Source organism: Streptomyces sp. NPDC056452 (assembly GCF_042796085.1).
Lineage (GTDB): Bacteria > Actinomycetota > Actinomycetes > Streptomycetales > Streptomycetaceae > Streptomyces.
Window position 1 is genome coordinate 53,159 of record NZ_JBHTRI010000042.1, and the last position, 18,146, is coordinate 71,304.

Sequence of the window (18,146 nt, forward strand, 5' to 3'; positions counted from 1 at the left end):
CTCCTCCCGTACACGTCGCCGAAGGAATCCGAATGCCCCTGACCAGTGATCCACCCATCGACAAAGAGACCGTACGAACACCCCCGCACGACGGGGGCTTCGCCGAGCTGACCGTCGTCCCCCTGCGCCATCCCTGGCGCTGGGTCGCCGTCGCGGCCACCGCGGTACTGCTCGCCCAGTTCCTGAACGGGCTGATCACCAACCCCGGTTGGGAATGGGACGTCTTCGCCCAGTTCTTCACGACCGAGACCATCCTCAAGGCGGTCTGGGTCACCCTCCAGCTGACCTTCTACGGAACGGTCCTCGGCTTCGCGCTCGGCATCGTCCTCGCCTTCATGCGGCTGTCGGCCAGCCCGTTCCTCAGGGCGGTCGCGTACGCCTACATCTGGGCGTTCCGGTCGATCCCGCTCATCGTCCAGCTGCTGTTCTGGTTCAACCTCGCCTACCTCTACAAGGAGCTGCAGTTCGGCATCCCGTTCGGGCCCGGCTTCCTCTCCTTCGACACGATGAACCTCGTCGGAGCGATGAGCGCGGCCGTCCTCGGACTCGCGCTGCACCAGGCGGCCTACGCCGCGGAGATCGTCCGGGGCGGCGTACTGGCCGTGGACAGCGGCCAGTTGGAAGCAGCGGCCGCCCTCGGGATCCCCCGGCTGCGGCAGCTGCGGCGGATCGTGCTGCCGCAGGCGATGCGCTCCATCCTGCCGAACGCGGCCAACGAGATCATCTCCCTCTTCAAGGGCACCTCGATCGTCTCCGTCATGGCGATCGGCGAACTCTTCTACCAGGTCCAGGTCGTCTACGGCCGCAACGGCAGGGTCGTGCCCCTGCTGATGGTCGCCACGGTCTGGTACATCCTCCTGACCACCGTGCTCTCCGTCCTCCAGTACTACGTCGAACGTCACTACGCCAAGGGGGCCGTGCGATGAGCGCACCCACCGCTGTATCCAAGGACGCACCCGCGAACACCGCGGACGCCATGGTCGAGATCCGCGCCGTGCACAAGAGCTTCGGCTCCCTCGAAGTGCTCCGCGGCATCGACCTGTCCGTACGGGCGGGAGAGGTGACCGTCGTCCTCGGCCCCTCCGGCTCGGGGAAGTCCACCCTCCTGCGCACCATCAACCACCTGGAGAAGGTCGACCAGGGCTGGATCAGCGTCGACGGCACCCTGGTCGGCTACCGCCGGTCCGGCAACAAGCTGTACGAGCTCCGCGAACGCGAGGTCCTGCGCCAGCGCACCCAGATCGGCTTCGTCTTCCAGAACTTCAACCTCTTCCCGCACCTGACCGTCCTCGAGAACATCATCGAGGCCCCGGTCGCGGCACTCGGCCGCACCCGCAAGGACGCCGTCGCCTCGGCAGAGACCCTCCTCGCCCGGGTCGGGCTCGCCGACAAGTCGGGGGCGTACCCCAAACAGCTCTCCGGCGGTCAGCAGCAGCGCGTCGCCATCGCCCGTGCGCTCGCCCTCGAACCGAAGCTGCTGCTGTTCGACGAGCCGACCTCGGCGCTCGACCCCGAACTCGTCGGCGAGGTCCTCGACGTCATCAAGGACCTGGCGCACCAGGGCACCACGATGATCGTCGTCACGCACGAGATCGGCTTCGCCCGGGAGGTCGCCGACACCGTCGTGTTCATGGACGAGGGGCGGATCGTCGAGCAGGGGCCGCCCGCCGACGTACTCGACCGCCCCGTCCAGGAACGCACCCGCGCCTTCCTCTCCAAGGTCCTCTGAGCCATGCCCCCGCAGTCCATGCCCTGGCAGTCCGTGTCCTCGCAGGTCCTGCCGTCCGTGTCCCCGCAGTCAAGGAGCAGTCACGTGTCCGTCCGCCGCACCCTCTCCGTCGCCCTCGCCACTCTCACCGCCGCCGGCCTGCTCACCGCCTGCGGCACCAGCGACGCCGCCACCGACGTGGTCCGTCCCGAGGGGGAGAAGGACACCGGGATCAACATCGGGCCGGACCAGAAGAGGATCAGGGGCAAGAAGGTCGACGCCATCGCCGCGAAGGTGCCCGCCGCCGTCCGCGAGCGCGGCACGCTCCGCCTCGGCGCGAGCGCCGACGCCTCACCCCCGCTCGGCTTCTACGCGACCGACGACAAGACCCGGATCGGCAGCGAGATCGACATAGCGACCCTGATCGCCGACACGCTCGGGCTGAAGCCGCAGTTCGACGAGGTCTCCTGGGAGAACCTCTTCGTCGGCCTCGACAGCTCCAAGTTCGACGGCGTCCTGTCCAACGTCACCGTGACCGAGGAGCGCAAGGAGAAGTACGACTTCGCCACCTACCGGCTCGACAACCTCGCCTTCGAGGCAAAGAAGGGCTCCGGCTGGAAGGTGAAGGCCCCCGAGGACGTGGCGGGGAAGACGATCTCCGTCGCCTCGGGCACCAACCAGGAGAAGATCCTCGTCGACTGGAGCGAGCAGAACGTCCGGGCCGGCCGGAAGCCGGTGGAGATCAAGTACTTCCAGAAGGACACCGACTACTACCTGGCCCTGCAGTCGGGCCGCATCGACGCCTACCTCGGCCCGAGCCCCTCGGCCAACTACCACGTCGCGGCGGCCGGCCAGTCCGAGATCATCGGCACGCTCTCCGGCGGCGGTGACGGGGTCCAGGGGAAGATCGCCGTCACCACGAAGAAGGACAGCGGCCTGGTCGAGGCCTACGGCGCGGCGATCGACCACATCGTCCAGGACGGCTCCTACGCCAAGGTGCTGAAGCGCTGGGGGCTGTCCAGCGAGGCCGTCGAGAAGTCGGAGATCAACCCGCCCGGCCTCCCCAAGACCAAGAACTGACCCCGAGAGGTCCCGCAATGTCTGCCACCAGGCCACTCCATCTGGCCGCCGAGATCGGCGGTCCGCCGCGTTACGACGCCGCCTCCCACGTCGCGCTCGCCCGCCTCGCCGAGCAGGGCGCGCTCGACTTCGTCACCCTCGGCGACTCCTTCGCCCGGCCGGGCCCGGACGCGCTCGCCGTGCTCGCCCGGGTCGCCCCGGCCACCACCCGGATCGGTCTCGTACCGACCGTCACCACCACCCACACCGAGCCCTTCCACGTCTCGTCCGCCGTCGCCACCCTCGACTGGGTCAGCTCGGGCCGTGCCGGCTGGCACGCCGACGTGTCGACGACCGAGGCCGAGGCCCGGCTGTTCGGCCGGCGCGATGCCGCACCCGCCGCCGCCCTGTGGCAGGAGGCCGGCGAGACCGCCGACGTCGGAGCGCGGCTGTGGGACAGCTGGGAGGACGACGCGGAGATCCGGGACGTCGCCACCGGCCGCTTCATCGACCGCGACAAGCTGCACTACGTCGACTTCGAGGGCAGCACCTTCTCCGTACGGGGCCCGGCCATCGTGCCCCGGCCACCGCAGGGCAGGCCCGTCACCGTCTTCGACGGCACGGGCGGCCCGGCCCGGGAGTCCGCCGCGCGGTACGCCGACGTCGTGTACGTACGGGCCACCTCGCCCGAGCAGGCGGCCTCCCTTCGCGCGGATGTGCGTCGCATCGCCGCGGCGCACGGCCGCGATCCCGACACACTGCGGGTGCTGGTCGCCCTCACCGTCGACCTCGGGGACGCGGAGACGGCACCGGAACCGGGGCTGGAGAGCGGCCCGCAGCTCGCCGGGCGGGGGACCTACTTCCGGGGCGGCCCGGTCGACCTCGCCGAACTCATCACCCAGTGGCACCGGGGCGGGGCCGTCGACGGCTTCCACCTCACCCCCATCACCCCCGAGCGCGACCTCGAAAGGATCGTCAACGGCACCGTGGCCCTGCTCCAGCACCGCAGCCTCTTCCGTACCTTCTATCCGGGGGGCACACTGCGCGAGCACCTCGGCCTGGCCCGCCCGGCCAACCGCTACGCGCACGCGAGGACTTCGGGGGCGACCTCATGAAGCAGATGCACCTCGCCGCCCACTTCCCCGGCGTCAACAGCACCACCGTGTGGGCGGATCCCCGCTCCCGGAGCCAGATCGACTTCGCCTCCTTCGAGCATCTGGCCAGAACCGCGGAACGCGGCCGGTTCGACTTCTTCTTCCTCGCCGAGGGACTGCGGCTGCGTGAACACAACGGCCGGATCCACGACCTGGACGTGGTCGGCCGCCCGGAGTCCCTCACCGTCCTGAACGCGCTGGCCGCCGTCACCGACCGGCTCGGCCTCGCGGCCACGGTCAACGCCACGTTCAACGAGCCGTACGAACTCGCCCGTCGCCTCGCCACGCTCGACCACCTCAGTGACGGGCGCGCCGCCTGGAACGTCGTGACCTCCTCCGACGCCTTCACCGGGGAGAACTTCCGCCGCGGCGGCTACCTCGACCGCGCGGACCGCTACACCCGCGCCGCCGAATTTGTCGCCACCGCACGGGAGTTGTGGGACTCCTGGGCACCGGACGGGACGTCCCGTCCGTTCGCGCACTCCGGACAGCACTTCGAGGTCTCCGGGGAGTTCACCGTCCCCCGCTCCCCGCAGGGGCACCCCGTGGTCATCCAGGCCGGGGACTCCGACGAAGGCCGGGAGTTCGCCGCGTCGGCCGCCGACGTCATCTTCACCCGGCACGGCACCCTGGAGGCGGGACGGGTCTTCTACACCGATGTCAAGGAGCGGCTGGCGAAGTACGGCAGGCGGCCCGACGACCTGAAGATCATGCCCGGAGTCACCGTCGTCCTCGGCGACACCGACGCGGAGGCACAGCAGAACGCTGCCGAGATCCGCCGGCAACAGGTCTCCCCGCAGAACGCCATTCTCGCCCTCGAACAGGTCTGGGGCCGCGACCTCTCCTCGTACGACCCCGACGGCCCCCTGCCCGACATCGAGCCGGACCCCGATTCAGGGCTGGTCAAGGGCAGGGTCCGGGTCGCCGATCCGCTGGCCGTCGCCGCCAGGTGGCGCGCCCTGTCGGCGGCCAAGGGGCTGTCCATCCGTCAGACGGTCATCGAGTCCACGGCCCGGCAGTCCTTCATCGGCTCCCCGCAGTCGGTGGCCGCCGAACTGGAGACGTTCGTCTCCACCGGCGCGGCCGACGGCTTCATCCTCGTACCGCACCTCACACCGGGCGGCCTCGACGACTTCGTCGACCGGGTCGTCCCGCTCCTCCAGGAACGCGGAGCCTTCCGCTCCGAATACACCGGCTCCACCCTCCGGTCGCACCTTGGTCTGGCCGAGCCGGTGTGGAAAGGTTGATCACATGAGCACGGACGTACAGCAGGGCAGCCAGGACTTCCAGGATTGGCAGCGGTGGCACGAGGAGCGCATCGTCGCGGTGGCGGCACCCCACGGCCCGCTCTCCCTCACGGGCACCCACTGGCTCTCCGACCACCCGGACGGTCGAATTCCGGCCGTGCCGGGGCAGTGGCGTGAGGACGGCGACGAGGTGGTGCTCACCGCCGCCGCCGAGGACGGGCTGACCGTCGACGCAAAACCGCTGGACGGCGAGGTCCGCCTGGGCGCCGACCGCGGGCCGATCGACACGTCCCGGGTGGCGCAGGGCGAGCGCAGGCTGGTCGTCCTGAGCCGCGAAGGCCTGTGGGCGGTACGGGACTTCGACCCCCAGTCACCCGCACGGCACTCCTTCCGCACCATCGACGCCACCCCGTACGACGCGCGCTGGTCGCTGGAGGGCACCTTCCGCCCGTACGGCTCCGACCGCACCGTCCGGGTGGCGAACGCCGACGGACGTGAGCGCGGGCTGGGTCTCGGCGGCGAGATCGCCTTCGAGCTGGACGGCGCGGAGCACACGCTCCAGGTCGCGGTCGAGCCCGACGGCTCGCTCTGGGCCGTCTTCGCCGATGCCACCAGCGGAGACAGCAGCTACCGCTTCCGCTTCCTGCGGCCCGAGGCCCCGGACGCGGACGGCAAGGTCAGGGTCGACCTCAACCGTGCGCTGCTGCCGCCCTGCGCCTTCGCCGACCACTTCATCTGCCCCTTCCCGCCGCCCGGCAACACCCTCGCCGTCGCGGTTCCGGCGGGGGAGCGGAACCGCATCGACGCCTGATCCGTCCCACCGGCGACGCAGCGGCCCTGCCATCCGGCCCCGTCAGCCACAGAGCTGCCGGGGCCGTCTCCGCCGCGCGCCCGTGGCGGCCGAAAGGCGCCCTTGCGCGGCGAGTTGACGCACCCAATACTCCCGAGCAGCGCTTGTCAGGGGCACGGAGCATCCGGAATTCGAACGCTTTCGGATTTCGGACGTGCCCGCTGACTGCGCCTCACGGGTCCGGCCACCCCACAGGCGGGCCCCCGATTCCCCTCGGGAGGAACGAAAAGTGAGGATCAAGCGCACCACCCCCCGCAGCGGCACAGCGAGACGCAGCAGGATCATCGCCGTCTCCGCAGGCCTTGTCGCCGTCGCTGCACTCGCCGTCCCCGCGGCCAACGCCAACTCGACCGGGACGTACAGCGCCAACCAGCTCACCGCCGCCCAGGACGCCGTACTCGGCGCCGACATCGCCGGTACCGCCTGGAACATCGACCCCGCGACCAAGCGCCTCGTCGTCACGGTGGACAGCACCGTCTCGAAGGCGGAGATCAACCGGATCAAGGAGTCCGCCGGAGCCAACGCGGGCGCCCTCGACATCGAGCGCACCCCCGGAACGTTCAGCAAGCTGATCTCCGGCGGCGACGCCATCTACGCCACCAGCTGGCGCTGCTCCCTCGGCTTCAACGTCCGCAGCGGCAGCACCTACTACTTCCTGACGGCCGGGCACTGCACCGACGGCGCCGGCACCTGGTGGTCCAACTCGGGGCACACCACCGTCCTCGGCACCACCTCGGGCTCCAGCTTCCCGACCAACGACTACGGCATCGTGCGGTACACCAACACCTCGGTCACCAAGTCGGGCACCGTGGGCAGCCAGGACATCACCAGCGCCGCCAACGCCACGGTCGGCATGTCCGTCACCCGCCGCGGTTCCACCACCGGCATCCACAGCGGCTCCGTCACCGGCCTCAACGCCACGGTCAACTACGGCGGCGGGGACATCGTCTACGGCATGATCCGCACCAACGTGTGCGCCGAGCCCGGCGACTCCGGCGGCCCGCTCTACTCGGGAACCCGGGCGATCGGTCTCACCTCGGGCGGCAGCGGCAACTGCAGCTCCGGCGGAACGACCTTCTTCCAGCCGGTCACCGAAGCGCTGAGCGCCTACGGCGTCAGCGTGTTCTGACAAGGCCGGGCACGGCCGTACGCCCGCGAGCCCCCGCCGATTCCCGGCGGGGGCTCCCCTTCGGTCCGCGGCTTTTGAGAGGATGTCAGGACGGTCGGTCGCAGAGGCACCACGGGGGCGGACGCTGCGCTGTCCGGAGGGATGCCCTCCGGGCCCCCACAGACTCCCAGGGGGTTCCAGGTCCGTGAAACGCATCGGAGTGACCGGTCACCGATCCATCCCCCAGGAGGCCTACGCGCACGTCCTGGAAGGGATGCGGGCGGCACTGTGCGGCCTCGAAGGCTCCAAGGAGGCCCTCTCCAGCCTGGCGGTCGGAGCCGACCAGCTCTTCGCCGACCTCGCGCTGGCCTGCGGTGCGGAGCTGACCGTGGTGATCCCCAGCGGGGACTACGAGGCGGGCTTCGCCGACGAGGCCGACCTCGCGCGCTACCGGATGCTCAAGGCCCGCGCGGCCCGCGAGGTCCGGCTGGACTACCCGCACTCCACCGACGAGGCCTACTACGCGGCGGGCGCCTACATCGCCGACCACTGCGACCGGCTGCTCGCGGTGTGGGACGGCCGGCCCGCACGCGGCCTGGGCGGCACCGGCGACATCGTGACGTACGCCCGGAGCCTCGGCCGGCCGGTCACGGTCATCTGGCGCGACGGCGTGGAGCGGGCCTGAGCGCTCTGCGCACGGGATGGGCCTGGTGTGGACTCACATCCGGTGTCTGACCAGCCAGTCCGTGTGCTCGGGGGAGACGATCCGCTCGGTCTCGAAGACGGCGGCCGCCCACTGCCGCTCCGTCAGGGTGGTCTCCATCGCCGCCTGCATGTTCTCCAGATCGTCCTCCACCAGCGAGTGCGCGGAGACCAGCGGGTGATGGCGGCGCATCTCGTTCCAGGCGAGACAGGCCGCAGCGGCGGCGGACAGCGACCCCGTCAGCGCGAAGGACCCGGCGGTGCCGAATGCCTGCAGCAGGGCGAGGACCAGGGCGGGCAGTGTCAGTGCGGCGATCGTGCTCGTCCAGACGAACGCACCGCGCCGGGAGACCTGCCGGCGCCTGCGGTACCAGCGCCGCTGCTCGATCAACCGGTCTCGGATGTATGTCTCCTTGCGCACCGTGAAGGCCTTGTCCCGTAACTCGCGCATGGACTCGGTGATGAGTCCGCCGCCCGCGTCCGTCATTTCCTCCCGGGGGTCGTCCCACCCCACCTTCCTCAGCTCCTGAAGACCGTCCTCGAGCCGGTTGGCGAACACGGCTTCCGGATGGTGCGTGCCGGTGTCGAACGGCGAGCCGTGGACCGCGTAGCGCCAGCAGTTGGACTTGATGTACTCCGCGGCCGACCGGTTGAGCTGCCAGTGCGACTTGGCCTTGCGCCGCGAGGCGAGATACGTCGTGACCAGGACCCCTAGGTATGCCAGTACGGCTACGGAGTCGAGGAGTTGGAACGAGTCGCCGACTTCGACGTGCCAGGGAAGAGCACCGGGAACGGTGCCGAGGACGAGCAGGATCAGCTGCCCGCGGGTGGTGTTGACCGCCTCCCGCTGGCGTGCGATGGCGATGGCGTCCGTGTGGTGGAAGAGCGCCGGAAGGTCCTCGCTCCGGAAGACCATGGACTGAAGTGGCCCGGGAATCGCCGTCATGTTCACCCCCGTGTGCAGTTGTGGGCATGCTCCGTCGGTCGTACGGCCGGTCCGACCGCGGGCCCGACCGGGTGTGCTGGCCCGGGGCTCAGGAGGTCGCGTGCGCCGAGGCCTGCCGGGGCCATGAGAGTAGGGTCGCCTCCCCGCAGACTGCAATGGCGCCTCCCGGCCGGACCGTGCGCGCAGGACGCTCTCGTGAGATCCGCCGCTCTATGAGAGGGTCTGACAACTGGGCATGTATACAGGCGAGTTGACCCGAGGGAGCGGCAGCCGGGCCTCGCCTGCCACGGGGGGAGACAGTGTGAACAACGCAGGCAGGCGCCCTATCGATCCGCCGTCCGAGGCCCAGCGCAGGGTCCGCCGGAGCCCCCTGCTCTTCACCGCGCCGCTGGTACTGCTCGGGCTGCTGGTCCTCGTCCTGTTCTGGGAGGCGGTCCGTGCCAATGTGACCGCCGACGCGCGGACCGAGTGGCCGTGGCGTCTCCAGCTGCTCGAGATGGAGGCGCTGGGGAGCCTGCTGGCCGTCGCGGTCGGTGCCGTACTGGCCAGGGCCCAGTACGCCCGCACCGTCCGGCCCTATCTGGGCTGGCGGGGAGCCTGGGCCAAGGGGCTCCTCAAGGCGGACGCGCAGGCGTGGCGGGTGGGCATACTGAACGGCGGTCAGCACATCGCGGCGATCGAGGCCTTCGACTGCCGGGTGGTGCTGGCGGGGGAGACCGAGTCCGGCGCCGCCCCCTGGGTCGACGTCTCCGAGGCCGTGGCCGAACTGACCGCGGCCGGGCTGGTCGTGGCCGAGGACTTCCAGCTCGTCGAGTTCGGCCGGGGCTTCCCCCTGGTGGGGACCGGAAGCTACGAGACGGTGCTGGTGGGCGCCTTCTCGAAGAGATTCGTCGACAAGGTCGACGCGCTGTACGTACGCGTGCGGGTGACCGACGTGGTGGGCGACAGCCATGAGCGCATCGGGGACTGCATGAAGAGTGCGCGAGGGGTTGTCCACGCTCCGCTCGACTGACTGTCGTCCCCGCCGCGAGCGGCCGGGCAGACCGTTCACCCGCAGGGCCGGTCACCCGGAACCACCGGACGGGTGAACGGGTCGGAAGTGAACGTGTGTTGTCCTGGGAGTGTCCTGAAGTCGACCCCGGGAGTGCTCCCGGTCCGTGCGGGACCCGCGGAGCGGTGGCCTCCGCGGCGGCCGCGGGAGCGGGCCCGGCCGCAGGCGCTTTGGCCTGCGGATTCATTCATCACCCAGGTGGGCGAACCCCGGCCGGCATTTCCTTCTCCGAAATGCTCCATTACCGCAAGGTTTCACGTCAGGGCGGCGTGTGGGAGGGGCTGGTTGGGAGTAAAGTCGTGCTGAATATGCGGACTCCGACGCCCGAGTCGGTGTCCGAAAACACCCCCTCCAAGGACCCTCAAGGACGGCCGTGAAGACCTACGAAACCTCCCCCGCCTCTGCCTCCGACCACACGAAGAAGAGTCGTGTGGCGCTTGCCGAGATCGATGCACGCAGCATCGAGGCATCCAGGAAGCTCGGCCGGGTATTCGGCACGCCCGTGGGTCGTCCTGTCCAGACGTCGAGCTTCAGCTCTGCGCTCTGAGCCAAGCTTCCGCTCCGAGCTCCGAGAGGGGTCCTGGCGTGGCTAGACTGGGAGAATGACAGGACCCCTGGTCCCTTTTCGCGAGATCGTACTGAAGGTGCACAGCAGGTGCGATCTCGCCTGTGACCATTGCTATATCTATGAACACGCAGATCAGAGCTGGCGTACCCGCCCGAAAACGATCTCTGACGAAGCTATTTCATGGACAGCCCGACGACTGGCCGAGCATGCCTCGGCGCATGCGCTCGATTCGATGTCAGTGATCCTGCATGGAGGAGAGCCACTCCTGGCCGGGCCCGCGCAACTGCGTCGTGTCTGCGAGGAGCTCACATCGGCGATGAACGGTGTCGCTGAGCTGGACCTCAGGATTCACACCAACGGTGTCCAGCTCAGCCCCCGCTACCTCGACCTCTTCGACGAGTTCCACGTCAGGGTCGGCATCTCGCTGGACGGCGATCGCGCGGCGAACGACCGTCACCGCCGCTTCGCCAACGGGCGTACGAGCCATCCGCAGGTTCTCAGAGCCGTGGATCTGCTCCGTCAGGAGCGCTACCGCCACCTGGACCTCGGGCTCCTGTGCACCATCGACATCCGGAACGACCCGGTCGCCGTGTTCGATGCGCTCGCCGAGCTCGAACCGCCCCGTGTCGACTTCCTTCTGCCGCATGCCACCTGGGACGATCCCCCGCTGCGGCCGGACGGCTCGCCCACCGCCTATGCCGACTGGCTCCTCGCGGTCTTCGACCGCTGGCAGGAGCAGGATCCGGAACACCGGCTGCCGGTACGCCTCTTCTCCTCGGTGCTCTCCACCCTGAGCGGGGGCCCCAGCCTCACCGAGTCCCTGGGCCTCGCACCCACCGATCTGGTGGTGGTCGAGACCGACGGCCAGCTGGAGCAGGTGGATTCGCTCAAGAGTGCGTACGAGGGTGCCGCGGCCACGGGATTCGACGTCTTCTCGCACTCCTTCGACGATGTCGCCGCCCACCCCGGAGTGCGGGCGAGGCAGCTCGGGCTGGCGGGCGTCAGCGAGACGTGCCGCCGTTGCCCCGTCGTACGTTCGTGCGGTGGAGGGCTCTACACGCACCGCTACAGCTCGGCCACCGACTTCGACAACCCGTCCGTGTACTGCCATGACCTGGAAGCGCTGGTGCGCGGCATCGAGACACGTACCGCGCACCTCACGGTCACCCCGGCGGTGACCGACCCGCGGGAACTGGCCGCCGAGCAGCAGGACCTGACCCGCACCCTGCTCGCCGGGCTCCATGCCGAGCTGGACGGCCGCGGCGGGGCGCGATGGGACGAGGCCTGGGAGCTGGCGGCGGTGCTCGAGTCCACGGAGGAGGGCGCCTCGGCGCTCGACCGGGTCCTGGCCCATCCGTACACCCGGACCTGGCTGCTGGACGCGCTCGATGGCCTGCACGCGGGACGGCCCGGAGCGGTCGACGACGCCCTGAGGTTCCCGGCCTACGCCGCGGCAGCCGCGGTACGGGCGGGTCTCCCTCTGACGGCGCAGGTTCCGTACCGGGACGGCAGGCTCTATCTGCCCACGCTCGGCGAGCTGCGGACCGGTGGGGCCGGGCAGGCCGGCACGGTCCTGGTGCGGGCCACGGACGACGGGTTCGTGGCGTGGGCGGACGGCGGCGGGGCCGAGTGGCGGATCGTGACGGACAGCCCGGGCGAGCAACCCGACTGGCTTCCGGTGCGCCTCCTCGGCCAGGACCGCACACCCCCCTTCGTGCTCGAGGACCTCGACCCGTACCGGGACTGCTTCGGCGCTCCGGCCGCGCCCCGGCTCGGACAGGCAAAGGCCCAGGCGTGGGGCGCCGGTCTCGCGGAGGCCTGGGAGCTGCTGGAGGCGTCGGCGCCCGCCACGGCCGCGGCGGCGGGAGCCGGTCCGACGACGCTGACGCCGCTCACCACGGGGCGGAGCGAGGAGCGGCGCCGCGGCCACGGGGCGATCGGACTCCCGGTGACGGATGACGCGAAGGAACTGGCGCTCGGACTGGTGCGCGGACTCCGGCGGACCACGTTGCGGGCCATTCTCGACATCACCGATCTTTATGCGTCGGACGGTGCCTGGGAACATCGCCTGCCATGGTCGGAGGAATTGGTTCCGTTTTCCCGGCTGCTGGCCGATACCTATGAACGGGTGGCAGTCGCCGCTCTTGATCCCCATTACATGGAGGGTGTGGAACAGGCACTCGACATGATCGGGACAGCGGCCGAGCCCACTGTCGCGGGAAGGCGGCTCGTCGGGGTGCTCACGGAGGAGATGAAGGAAACACGGGACAAGTGGGCCGAATAGCCACAGGATTGCTGTGAATCACGAAGGCACCGTATGAACCTGGGTATGGATGACTGAAAAGCGGCGTTGATTGACCGAACGCCATGGGGGTGGAGCAAGGTCCGCTCCGGAATGATGAATTCGCTCGCACCCTCTCCAAAGTCCTGGGATGCGGGTGCTCACACAGGACGGGGGTCGTGTGCACGCATCGACGCAGCAGCGAGCGGCGGACCATCGGCCGTACTTCTTTCTGAGTTACGCGCACACACCGGGGTACGGCGGTGGAACCGACCCCGATATGTGGGTCGAACGGCTTTTCCAAGATCTTTGTGGTCATGTGATGGCCATGACCGATCTGCCCGCGGGCGCGCCCGCGGGGTTCATGGACCGGGAGATACGTTCCGGTGAGGGCTGGTCGGAACGCCTGGGCGGGGTGCTCGCCACCTGCCGTGTCTTCGTACCGCTCTTCTCGCCCCGCTATTTCGCCAGCGAGATGTGCGGCAAGGAGTGGTACGCCTTCGAGCAGCGCGCCATCCACCACCGGGCCCGCTCGAATCAGCCGGCCGAAGCGATCGTTCCGGCGCTCTGGGTTCCGGTGCCACCGAACCAACTGCCCGGATCAGCAGAGCGGTTACAGTTCAACCACCGTGATTTCGGGGACCGTTACGTCAGTGACGGGCTCTACGGGCTGATCAAACTCAGGCTCTTCGCCCAGGAATACGAGCGGGCCGTCTACGAACTGGCCAAACGCATCGTCAGCGTCGCCGACGCGGTACAGATCGACACCGGGAGGCCGGTCGACTACCGCCTCGCTCCCAGCGCCTTCGGATCACCGAGCAGCGGTGTCGGAGCACCCCGGCCCATGCAGATCACCATCGCCGCGCCCACACGCCACGACCTGCCGGCGGGACGCAACCCGGACTACTACGGCGACAACCCGCACGACTGGAACCCGTACCACCCGGCCGCCGCGAAACCGCTGGCCTACGTCGCCGAGGAACTGGTCCGCTCCCTCAACTACCAGGCCGTCATCACCTCGTTCGACGAGGAGTCCGGACAACTGGAGGGAAAGCAGCCGCCCAGCACCCCGGAGATACTCCTGGTCGACCGCTGGGCGCTGCAGGACGAGGACCGGCGGCGCCGGCTCGCGGCCTTCGACGCGGAGAACCGGCCCTGGGTGACCATGGTCGTCCCGTGGTGCCGCGACGACCACCAGAGCAGAGCCGCCGAAGCCGAACTGACCGAGAAGCTCGAGCAGACGATGCCCGCCAAGATGCGGCAGGGGCGGGCCTTCTGCCGGGTGGCGGCCAAAGGGGTACCCACCATGGAGGCGTTCGGGCAGATCCTTCCCCAGGTGGTCGAGGTGGCCGCTCAGCAGTATCTGAGGCATGCCACGGTCTATCCGCCCGCGACCGGCGGACGGCACACCGAACGGACGCGACTGATGGGGCCCATGGGTAATACGCAGTTCATACCCGACATGCACGACCCTGCGACGGATGCGGAGGACGTATGACAGCCGGTCGTGACGGGCGCATCGTCACTTTCTACTCGTACAAGGGCGGCACGGGGCGCACCATGGCCCTGGCCAACACCGCCTGGATCCTCGCCGCCAACGGCAAGCGGGTGCTGGCCGTCGACTGGGACCTGGAAGCCCCCGGGCTCCACCGGTTCTTCCACCCCTTCCTCGACCCGTCGACGCTCGGTGCCACCACCGGTGTGATCGACCTGATCACCGAGTACGCCTGGGCCGCGACCAACCCCGCCCAGCGCGCGGACGACTGGCACCGCGACTACGCCCGCATCCAGCCGCACGCGGTCTCGCTCAACCCCGAGGCGCTCGGCTGGGAGTTCCCGCAGGGCGGCACGCTCGACTTCGTCTCCGCGGGCCGCCAGAACCGTGAGTACTCCGCGACCGTCTCCACCTTCGACTGGGACAACTTCTACGACCGCCTGGGCGGCGGGCACTTCTTCGACGCGCTGCGCGACGACATGAAGGCCAACTACGACTACGTCCTCATCGACAGCCGTACCGGCCTCAGCGACATCGCCGACATCTGCACCGTCCACCTCCCGGACGTGCTGGTCGACTGCTTCACCCTCAGCGACCAGTCCATCGACGGCGCGGCCTCCGTCGCCCGGCAGATCGCCGAGCGCTACACCGGCCGCCCCATCTCCATCTTCCCCGTCCCCATGCGCATCGACGAGGGCGAGAAGGAGAAGGCCGACGCGGGCAGGGCCCTGGCCCGGCTGAAGTTCGACCGGCTGCCCCGGGACCTCTCCGGCGACGAACTCACCGCCTACTGGGGCGCGGTGGAGATCCCCTACCGCCCCTACTACGCGTACGAGGAGACCCTCGCCACCTTCGGCGACGAGGCCGGACTCAGCAACTCGCTCCTGTCCGCCTTCGAACGGCTGACCGCCGTCGTCACCGCCCAGGAGATCACCTCGATGCCGCCGGTGGGCGAGGAGGTACGGCTGCGCATCCGCGACGCCTTCACCCGGCGCCGCCCCGCCATGCCGGCCGATCTCTTCCTCAGCTACGTGGCGGAGAACCGCATGTGGGCCGACTGGATCGAATCGGTCCTGACCCGCGCCGGCTTCCGGGTGGTCCCGCGCGACGTCTCCGCCGACCCCGCCACCATGGACGCCCTGCACAGCACGCCCGAGGCCGCGGCCCGTACCGTCGTGCTGCTCTCCAGCGCCTACCTCAAGTCCCAGCGGGCCGTCGACCTGTGGAGCCGGGCGGTCTCCGAGGATCCCGGTGGCGGGCGGCGTCAGCTGCTGCCGCTCAGGGTCACCGATGTGCGCCTCTCGGCGCCGTACATCGACCGCAACCCGGTCGACCTGTTCCGGCTGGACGAGGTCCATGCCACCACGGCCCTGATGCGCGCCCTGGACAGGCCGGTCCAGCTCGGCGACGGGGTCTCGCCCGGGCCCCGCTTCCCCGGTACCGTGCCGAGGATCTGGAACGCTCCGCCCCGCAACCCCGGCTTCACCGGCCGCTCACTGGTCCTGGAGCGGATGCGGGACCAGCTCGGCGGCGGCATGGCCGTCGTGCTGCCGCAGCCGCAGACGCTGTATGGGCTCGGCGGCGTCGGCAAGACCCAGGTGGCACTGGAGTACGTGCACCGCTTCATGGCGGACTACGACCTGGTGTGGTGGATATCGTCCGAACAGTCCGACGACGTGGTGGCCAGCCTCGCCGAACTCGCCGTCCGGCTCGGCGCCCAGGGCGGCGACGACATGGCCTCGGCCTCGCAGGAGGCCGTGGACCTGCTGCGGCGCGGTGTGCCCTCGGACCGCTGGCTGCTGGTCTTCGACAACGCGGACGACCCCGAGCGGCTCAGGCGCTACTTCCCGCAGGGCGGCTCCGGCCACATCCTGGTCACCTCGAGGAACCAGGCGTGGTCCCAGCACGGGGACGCGCTGCCCGTCGACGTCTTCCTGCGGGAGGAGTCCATCGAGCACCTCCAGCGCCGGGCCCCGGGGCTGAGCGTGGAGGACGCCGCCCAGGTGGCCACCGCCGTAGGTGACCTGCCCCTGGCCGTCGAACAGGCCGCGGCCTGGATCGCGGAGACCGCCACCCCCATCGGGACCTACCTGGAACAGCTGGCCCGCCAGGCCCCTCAGGTCCTGGCCCTCAACCAGCCGGCGGGTTACCCGGAGCCCGTCGCTGCGACCTGGAACATCTCCATCGAACGCCTCAAGGAGCGCTCGCCGGCAGCGGTGCGGCTGCTCCAGCTCTGTGCCTTCTTCGCCCCGGAGCCGATCTCCGCGGACCTCCTCTACAGCAAGGAGATGATCGAGGCGCTGAAGCCGTACGACTCCTCGCTCCAGGAGAAGCTGGTCCTGGGCCGGGTCATCCGGGAGATCGGCCGGTTCGCCCTCGCCAAGGTCGACCAGGTCTCCAACTCGATCCAGGTCCACCGCCTCGTACAGGCCGTCATCAAGGCCCAGCTCAGTGAGGAGGAACAGCGCGAGGCCCGGCATGTCGTGCACCGGATCCTGGCCGGGGCACGGCCCGACAGCGACGAGCCGATCGACAACCCGGAGACCTGGCCCCGCTTCGCCTCGATCTGGCCGCACCTCGGCCCGTCCGACGCCCGCAACTGCAAGGAGCCGGAGACCCGCAGGCTGCTGATCGACCGGGTGCGCTACCTGTGGAAGCGCGGAGACGTCAGGACCGCGGCCACGCTCGGCGACGAACTGCGCGAGACCTGGCTGGAGATGCTGGGGGAGCAGGATCTGCAGTACCTGTACCTCTGCTTCCACATCTCCAACATCCTGCGCACCCGCGGCCGGTACGTGGAGGCGAAGGAGCTCGACGAGTTCACCCTCCAGCGGCAGCGGGAGGTGCTGGGTCCTGAGCACCCGCACACGTACATGACCACCAGCAGTCTGGCCATCGACCTGGGGCTGCTCGGTGACTACGGCAAGGCGATCGAGCTGGCGACCAAGGCCCATGAGGGCTTCGGGCAGATCTTCCACGAACGGCACCCGAGGACGCTGGCGGCGGCCAACAACCTGGCACTGAACCTGCGGAGCATCGGGCAGTACGCCCGCGCCAGGGAGATCGACCAGGACTGCTACGACCTGCGGTCCGAGGTGCTGGGACAGGAGCACCCGCACAGCCTGTCCTCCGCCATGAACCTGGCCCGCGACCTGCGCGAGGTCGGACGGTACGAGGACTCCGTCGGTCTGCTCAGCCGCACTTACGACAGCTTCAAGTCCACGCTCGGCCGGACCTATCCGACCACGCTGAGCGTCGCGAAGAGCCTCGCGGTCTCCCTGCGCAGGGCCGGGCAGCTGGAGGACGCCCGCAGGCTGACGGTGGCCACCCGCGCCAGGTACCGGGGCAAGTACACCTCGGCCAACCCCGAATCGCTGGCCTGCGACCTCAACCTGGCGGCGGACCTGTTCGCGGCAGGCGAGGCGGCCGAGGCCAGGAACACCGCTCAGGAGGTCGTCGACCAGTACATGAAGGTGCCCGGGGAGCAGCACCCCTACACCCTGGCCGCGCAGAACAACCTCGGCGTGTACCTCTTGGGGTCCGGTGCGCCGGAGGAGTCGGAGAGGCTGCTGACGCGGGTGGTCGCCTCGATGCGCGAGGTGTTCGGCCGCGAGCACCCGAACACCCTGTTCTGCGTCATGAACCTGGCCAACGCGACGGCCGAGCGCGGCGATCTGGAGCTCGTGCTGGAGACGGAGCGGAAGGTCTCCGGCCAGCTCAGGGAGGTCCTCGGGGCGCACCACCCGGAGACCCTGGCCATGACCTCCAACCTCGCGGTCACCCTCGACGCGATGGGGCGCAAGGACGAGGCACTGGGGCTGCGGGCGGAAACGGGCGACGAGCTGGCACGCCAGCTCGGCGACGACCACCCGCTGACCCGGATAGCGCGGGACGAGACGAGGTTCCTGCGCGAACTGGAACCGATGTCGGTGTGACCGTGCCTGCCACGGCCCGGGGTGCGGTGTCCGAACGGACAC

Annotated in this window: 14 protein-coding genes; 13 read left to right on the top strand and 1 reads right to left on the bottom strand. The window is 69.7% G+C overall.

Going from position 1 to position 18,146, the window contains the following annotated elements; translation table 11 throughout:
• Window positions 1-32 precede the first annotated feature (32 nt).
• From ACFQ6X_RS31490 to ACFQ6X_RS31525, 8 genes are all read left to right on the top strand, one after another.
• On the top strand, window positions 33-926 hold the full coding sequence (locus tag ACFQ6X_RS31490; RefSeq protein WP_383186490.1) for an amino acid ABC transporter permease: 894 nt from the start codon (window positions 33-35) through the stop codon (window positions 924-926).
• Window positions 927-976: 50 nt separating this feature from the next.
• Window positions 977-1,729: an amino acid ABC transporter ATP-binding protein gene (locus ACFQ6X_RS31495; RefSeq protein ID WP_383186519.1), complete on the top strand. Its 753-nt coding sequence runs from the start codon at window positions 977-979 to the stop codon at window positions 1,727-1,729.
• Between the two features lie 84 nt (window positions 1,730-1,813).
• A complete protein-coding gene (locus ACFQ6X_RS31500; RefSeq protein ID WP_383186492.1) occupies window positions 1,814-2,788 on the top strand; it encodes an ABC transporter substrate-binding protein in 975 nt (324 codons plus the stop codon).
• A gap of 17 nt (window positions 2,789-2,805) precedes the next feature.
• On the top strand, window positions 2,806-3,882 hold the full coding sequence (locus tag ACFQ6X_RS31505; RefSeq protein WP_383186493.1) for an LLM class flavin-dependent oxidoreductase: 1,077 nt from the start codon (window positions 2,806-2,808) through the stop codon (window positions 3,880-3,882).
• Window positions 3,879-5,168, top strand: coding sequence for an NtaA/DmoA family FMN-dependent monooxygenase (locus ACFQ6X_RS31510; RefSeq protein WP_383186495.1), 1,290 nt, complete (start codon window positions 3,879-3,881; stop codon window positions 5,166-5,168). Before ACFQ6X_RS31505 ends, ACFQ6X_RS31510 begins: the two co-directional genes overlap by 4 nt.
• A gap of 4 nt (window positions 5,169-5,172) precedes the next feature.
• The gene (locus tag ACFQ6X_RS31515; protein WP_383186497.1) at window positions 5,173-5,979 is read left to right on the top strand and encodes a DUF1684 domain-containing protein; all 807 of its coding nucleotides are present in this window, start codon (window positions 5,173-5,175) and stop codon (window positions 5,977-5,979) included.
• 268 nt (window positions 5,980-6,247) lie between these two features.
• Window positions 6,248-7,147 (top strand): S1 family peptidase, encoded by a 900-nt coding sequence (locus ACFQ6X_RS31520; RefSeq protein ID WP_383186499.1) that lies wholly within the window; start codon window positions 6,248-6,250, stop codon window positions 7,145-7,147.
• 184 nt (window positions 7,148-7,331) lie between these two features.
• A complete protein-coding gene (locus ACFQ6X_RS31525; RefSeq protein ID WP_329212627.1) occupies window positions 7,332-7,811 on the top strand; it encodes a hypothetical protein in 480 nt (159 codons plus the stop codon).
• 33 nt (window positions 7,812-7,844) lie between these two features.
• On the opposite strand, the gene ACFQ6X_RS31530 is transcribed toward ACFQ6X_RS31525, so the two are convergent.
• Window positions 7,845-8,774 carry a DUF4231 domain-containing protein gene (locus ACFQ6X_RS31530; protein WP_383186502.1) on the bottom strand — a complete coding sequence of 310 codons (930 nt, stop codon included), beginning with the start codon at window positions 8,772-8,774 and terminating at the stop codon, window positions 7,845-7,847.
• 301 nt (window positions 8,775-9,075) lie between these two features.
• Between ACFQ6X_RS31530 and ACFQ6X_RS31535 the strand changes: the two genes are divergently transcribed.
• The 5 genes from ACFQ6X_RS31535 to fxsT all read left to right on the top strand — a co-directional run bounded on the left by ACFQ6X_RS31535 (window position 9,076) and on the right by fxsT (window position 18,104).
• On the top strand, window positions 9,076-9,786 hold the full coding sequence (locus ACFQ6X_RS31535) for a hypothetical protein (protein WP_383186504.1): 711 nt from the start codon (window positions 9,076-9,078) through the stop codon (window positions 9,784-9,786).
• A 412-nt stretch (window positions 9,787-10,198) separates the two neighbouring features.
• On the top strand, window positions 10,199-10,372 hold the full coding sequence (locus ACFQ6X_RS31540; RefSeq protein WP_383186506.1) for an FXSXX-COOH protein: 174 nt from the start codon (window positions 10,199-10,201) through the stop codon (window positions 10,370-10,372).
• Window positions 10,373-10,427: 55 nt separating this feature from the next.
• Complete coding sequence (fxsBH, locus tag ACFQ6X_RS31545) at window positions 10,428-12,677, top strand: radical SAM/SPASM protein FxsBH, inactivated beta-hydroxylase extension form (RefSeq protein WP_383186508.1); 2,250 nt, start codon at window positions 10,428-10,430, stop codon at window positions 12,675-12,677.
• Between the two features lie 148 nt (window positions 12,678-12,825).
• Entirely contained in the window at window positions 12,826-14,172 is a 1,347-nt protein-coding gene (fsxC, locus tag ACFQ6X_RS31550) for an FxsC protein (RefSeq protein ID WP_329212632.1), read from the top strand.
• Window positions 14,169-18,104: an FxSxx-COOH system tetratricopeptide repeat protein gene (fxsT, locus tag ACFQ6X_RS31555; RefSeq protein ID WP_383186510.1), complete on the top strand. Its 3,936-nt coding sequence runs from the start codon at window positions 14,169-14,171 to the stop codon at window positions 18,102-18,104. Before fsxC ends, fxsT begins: the two co-directional genes overlap by 4 nt.
• Window positions 18,105-18,146: the final 42 nt, after the last annotated feature.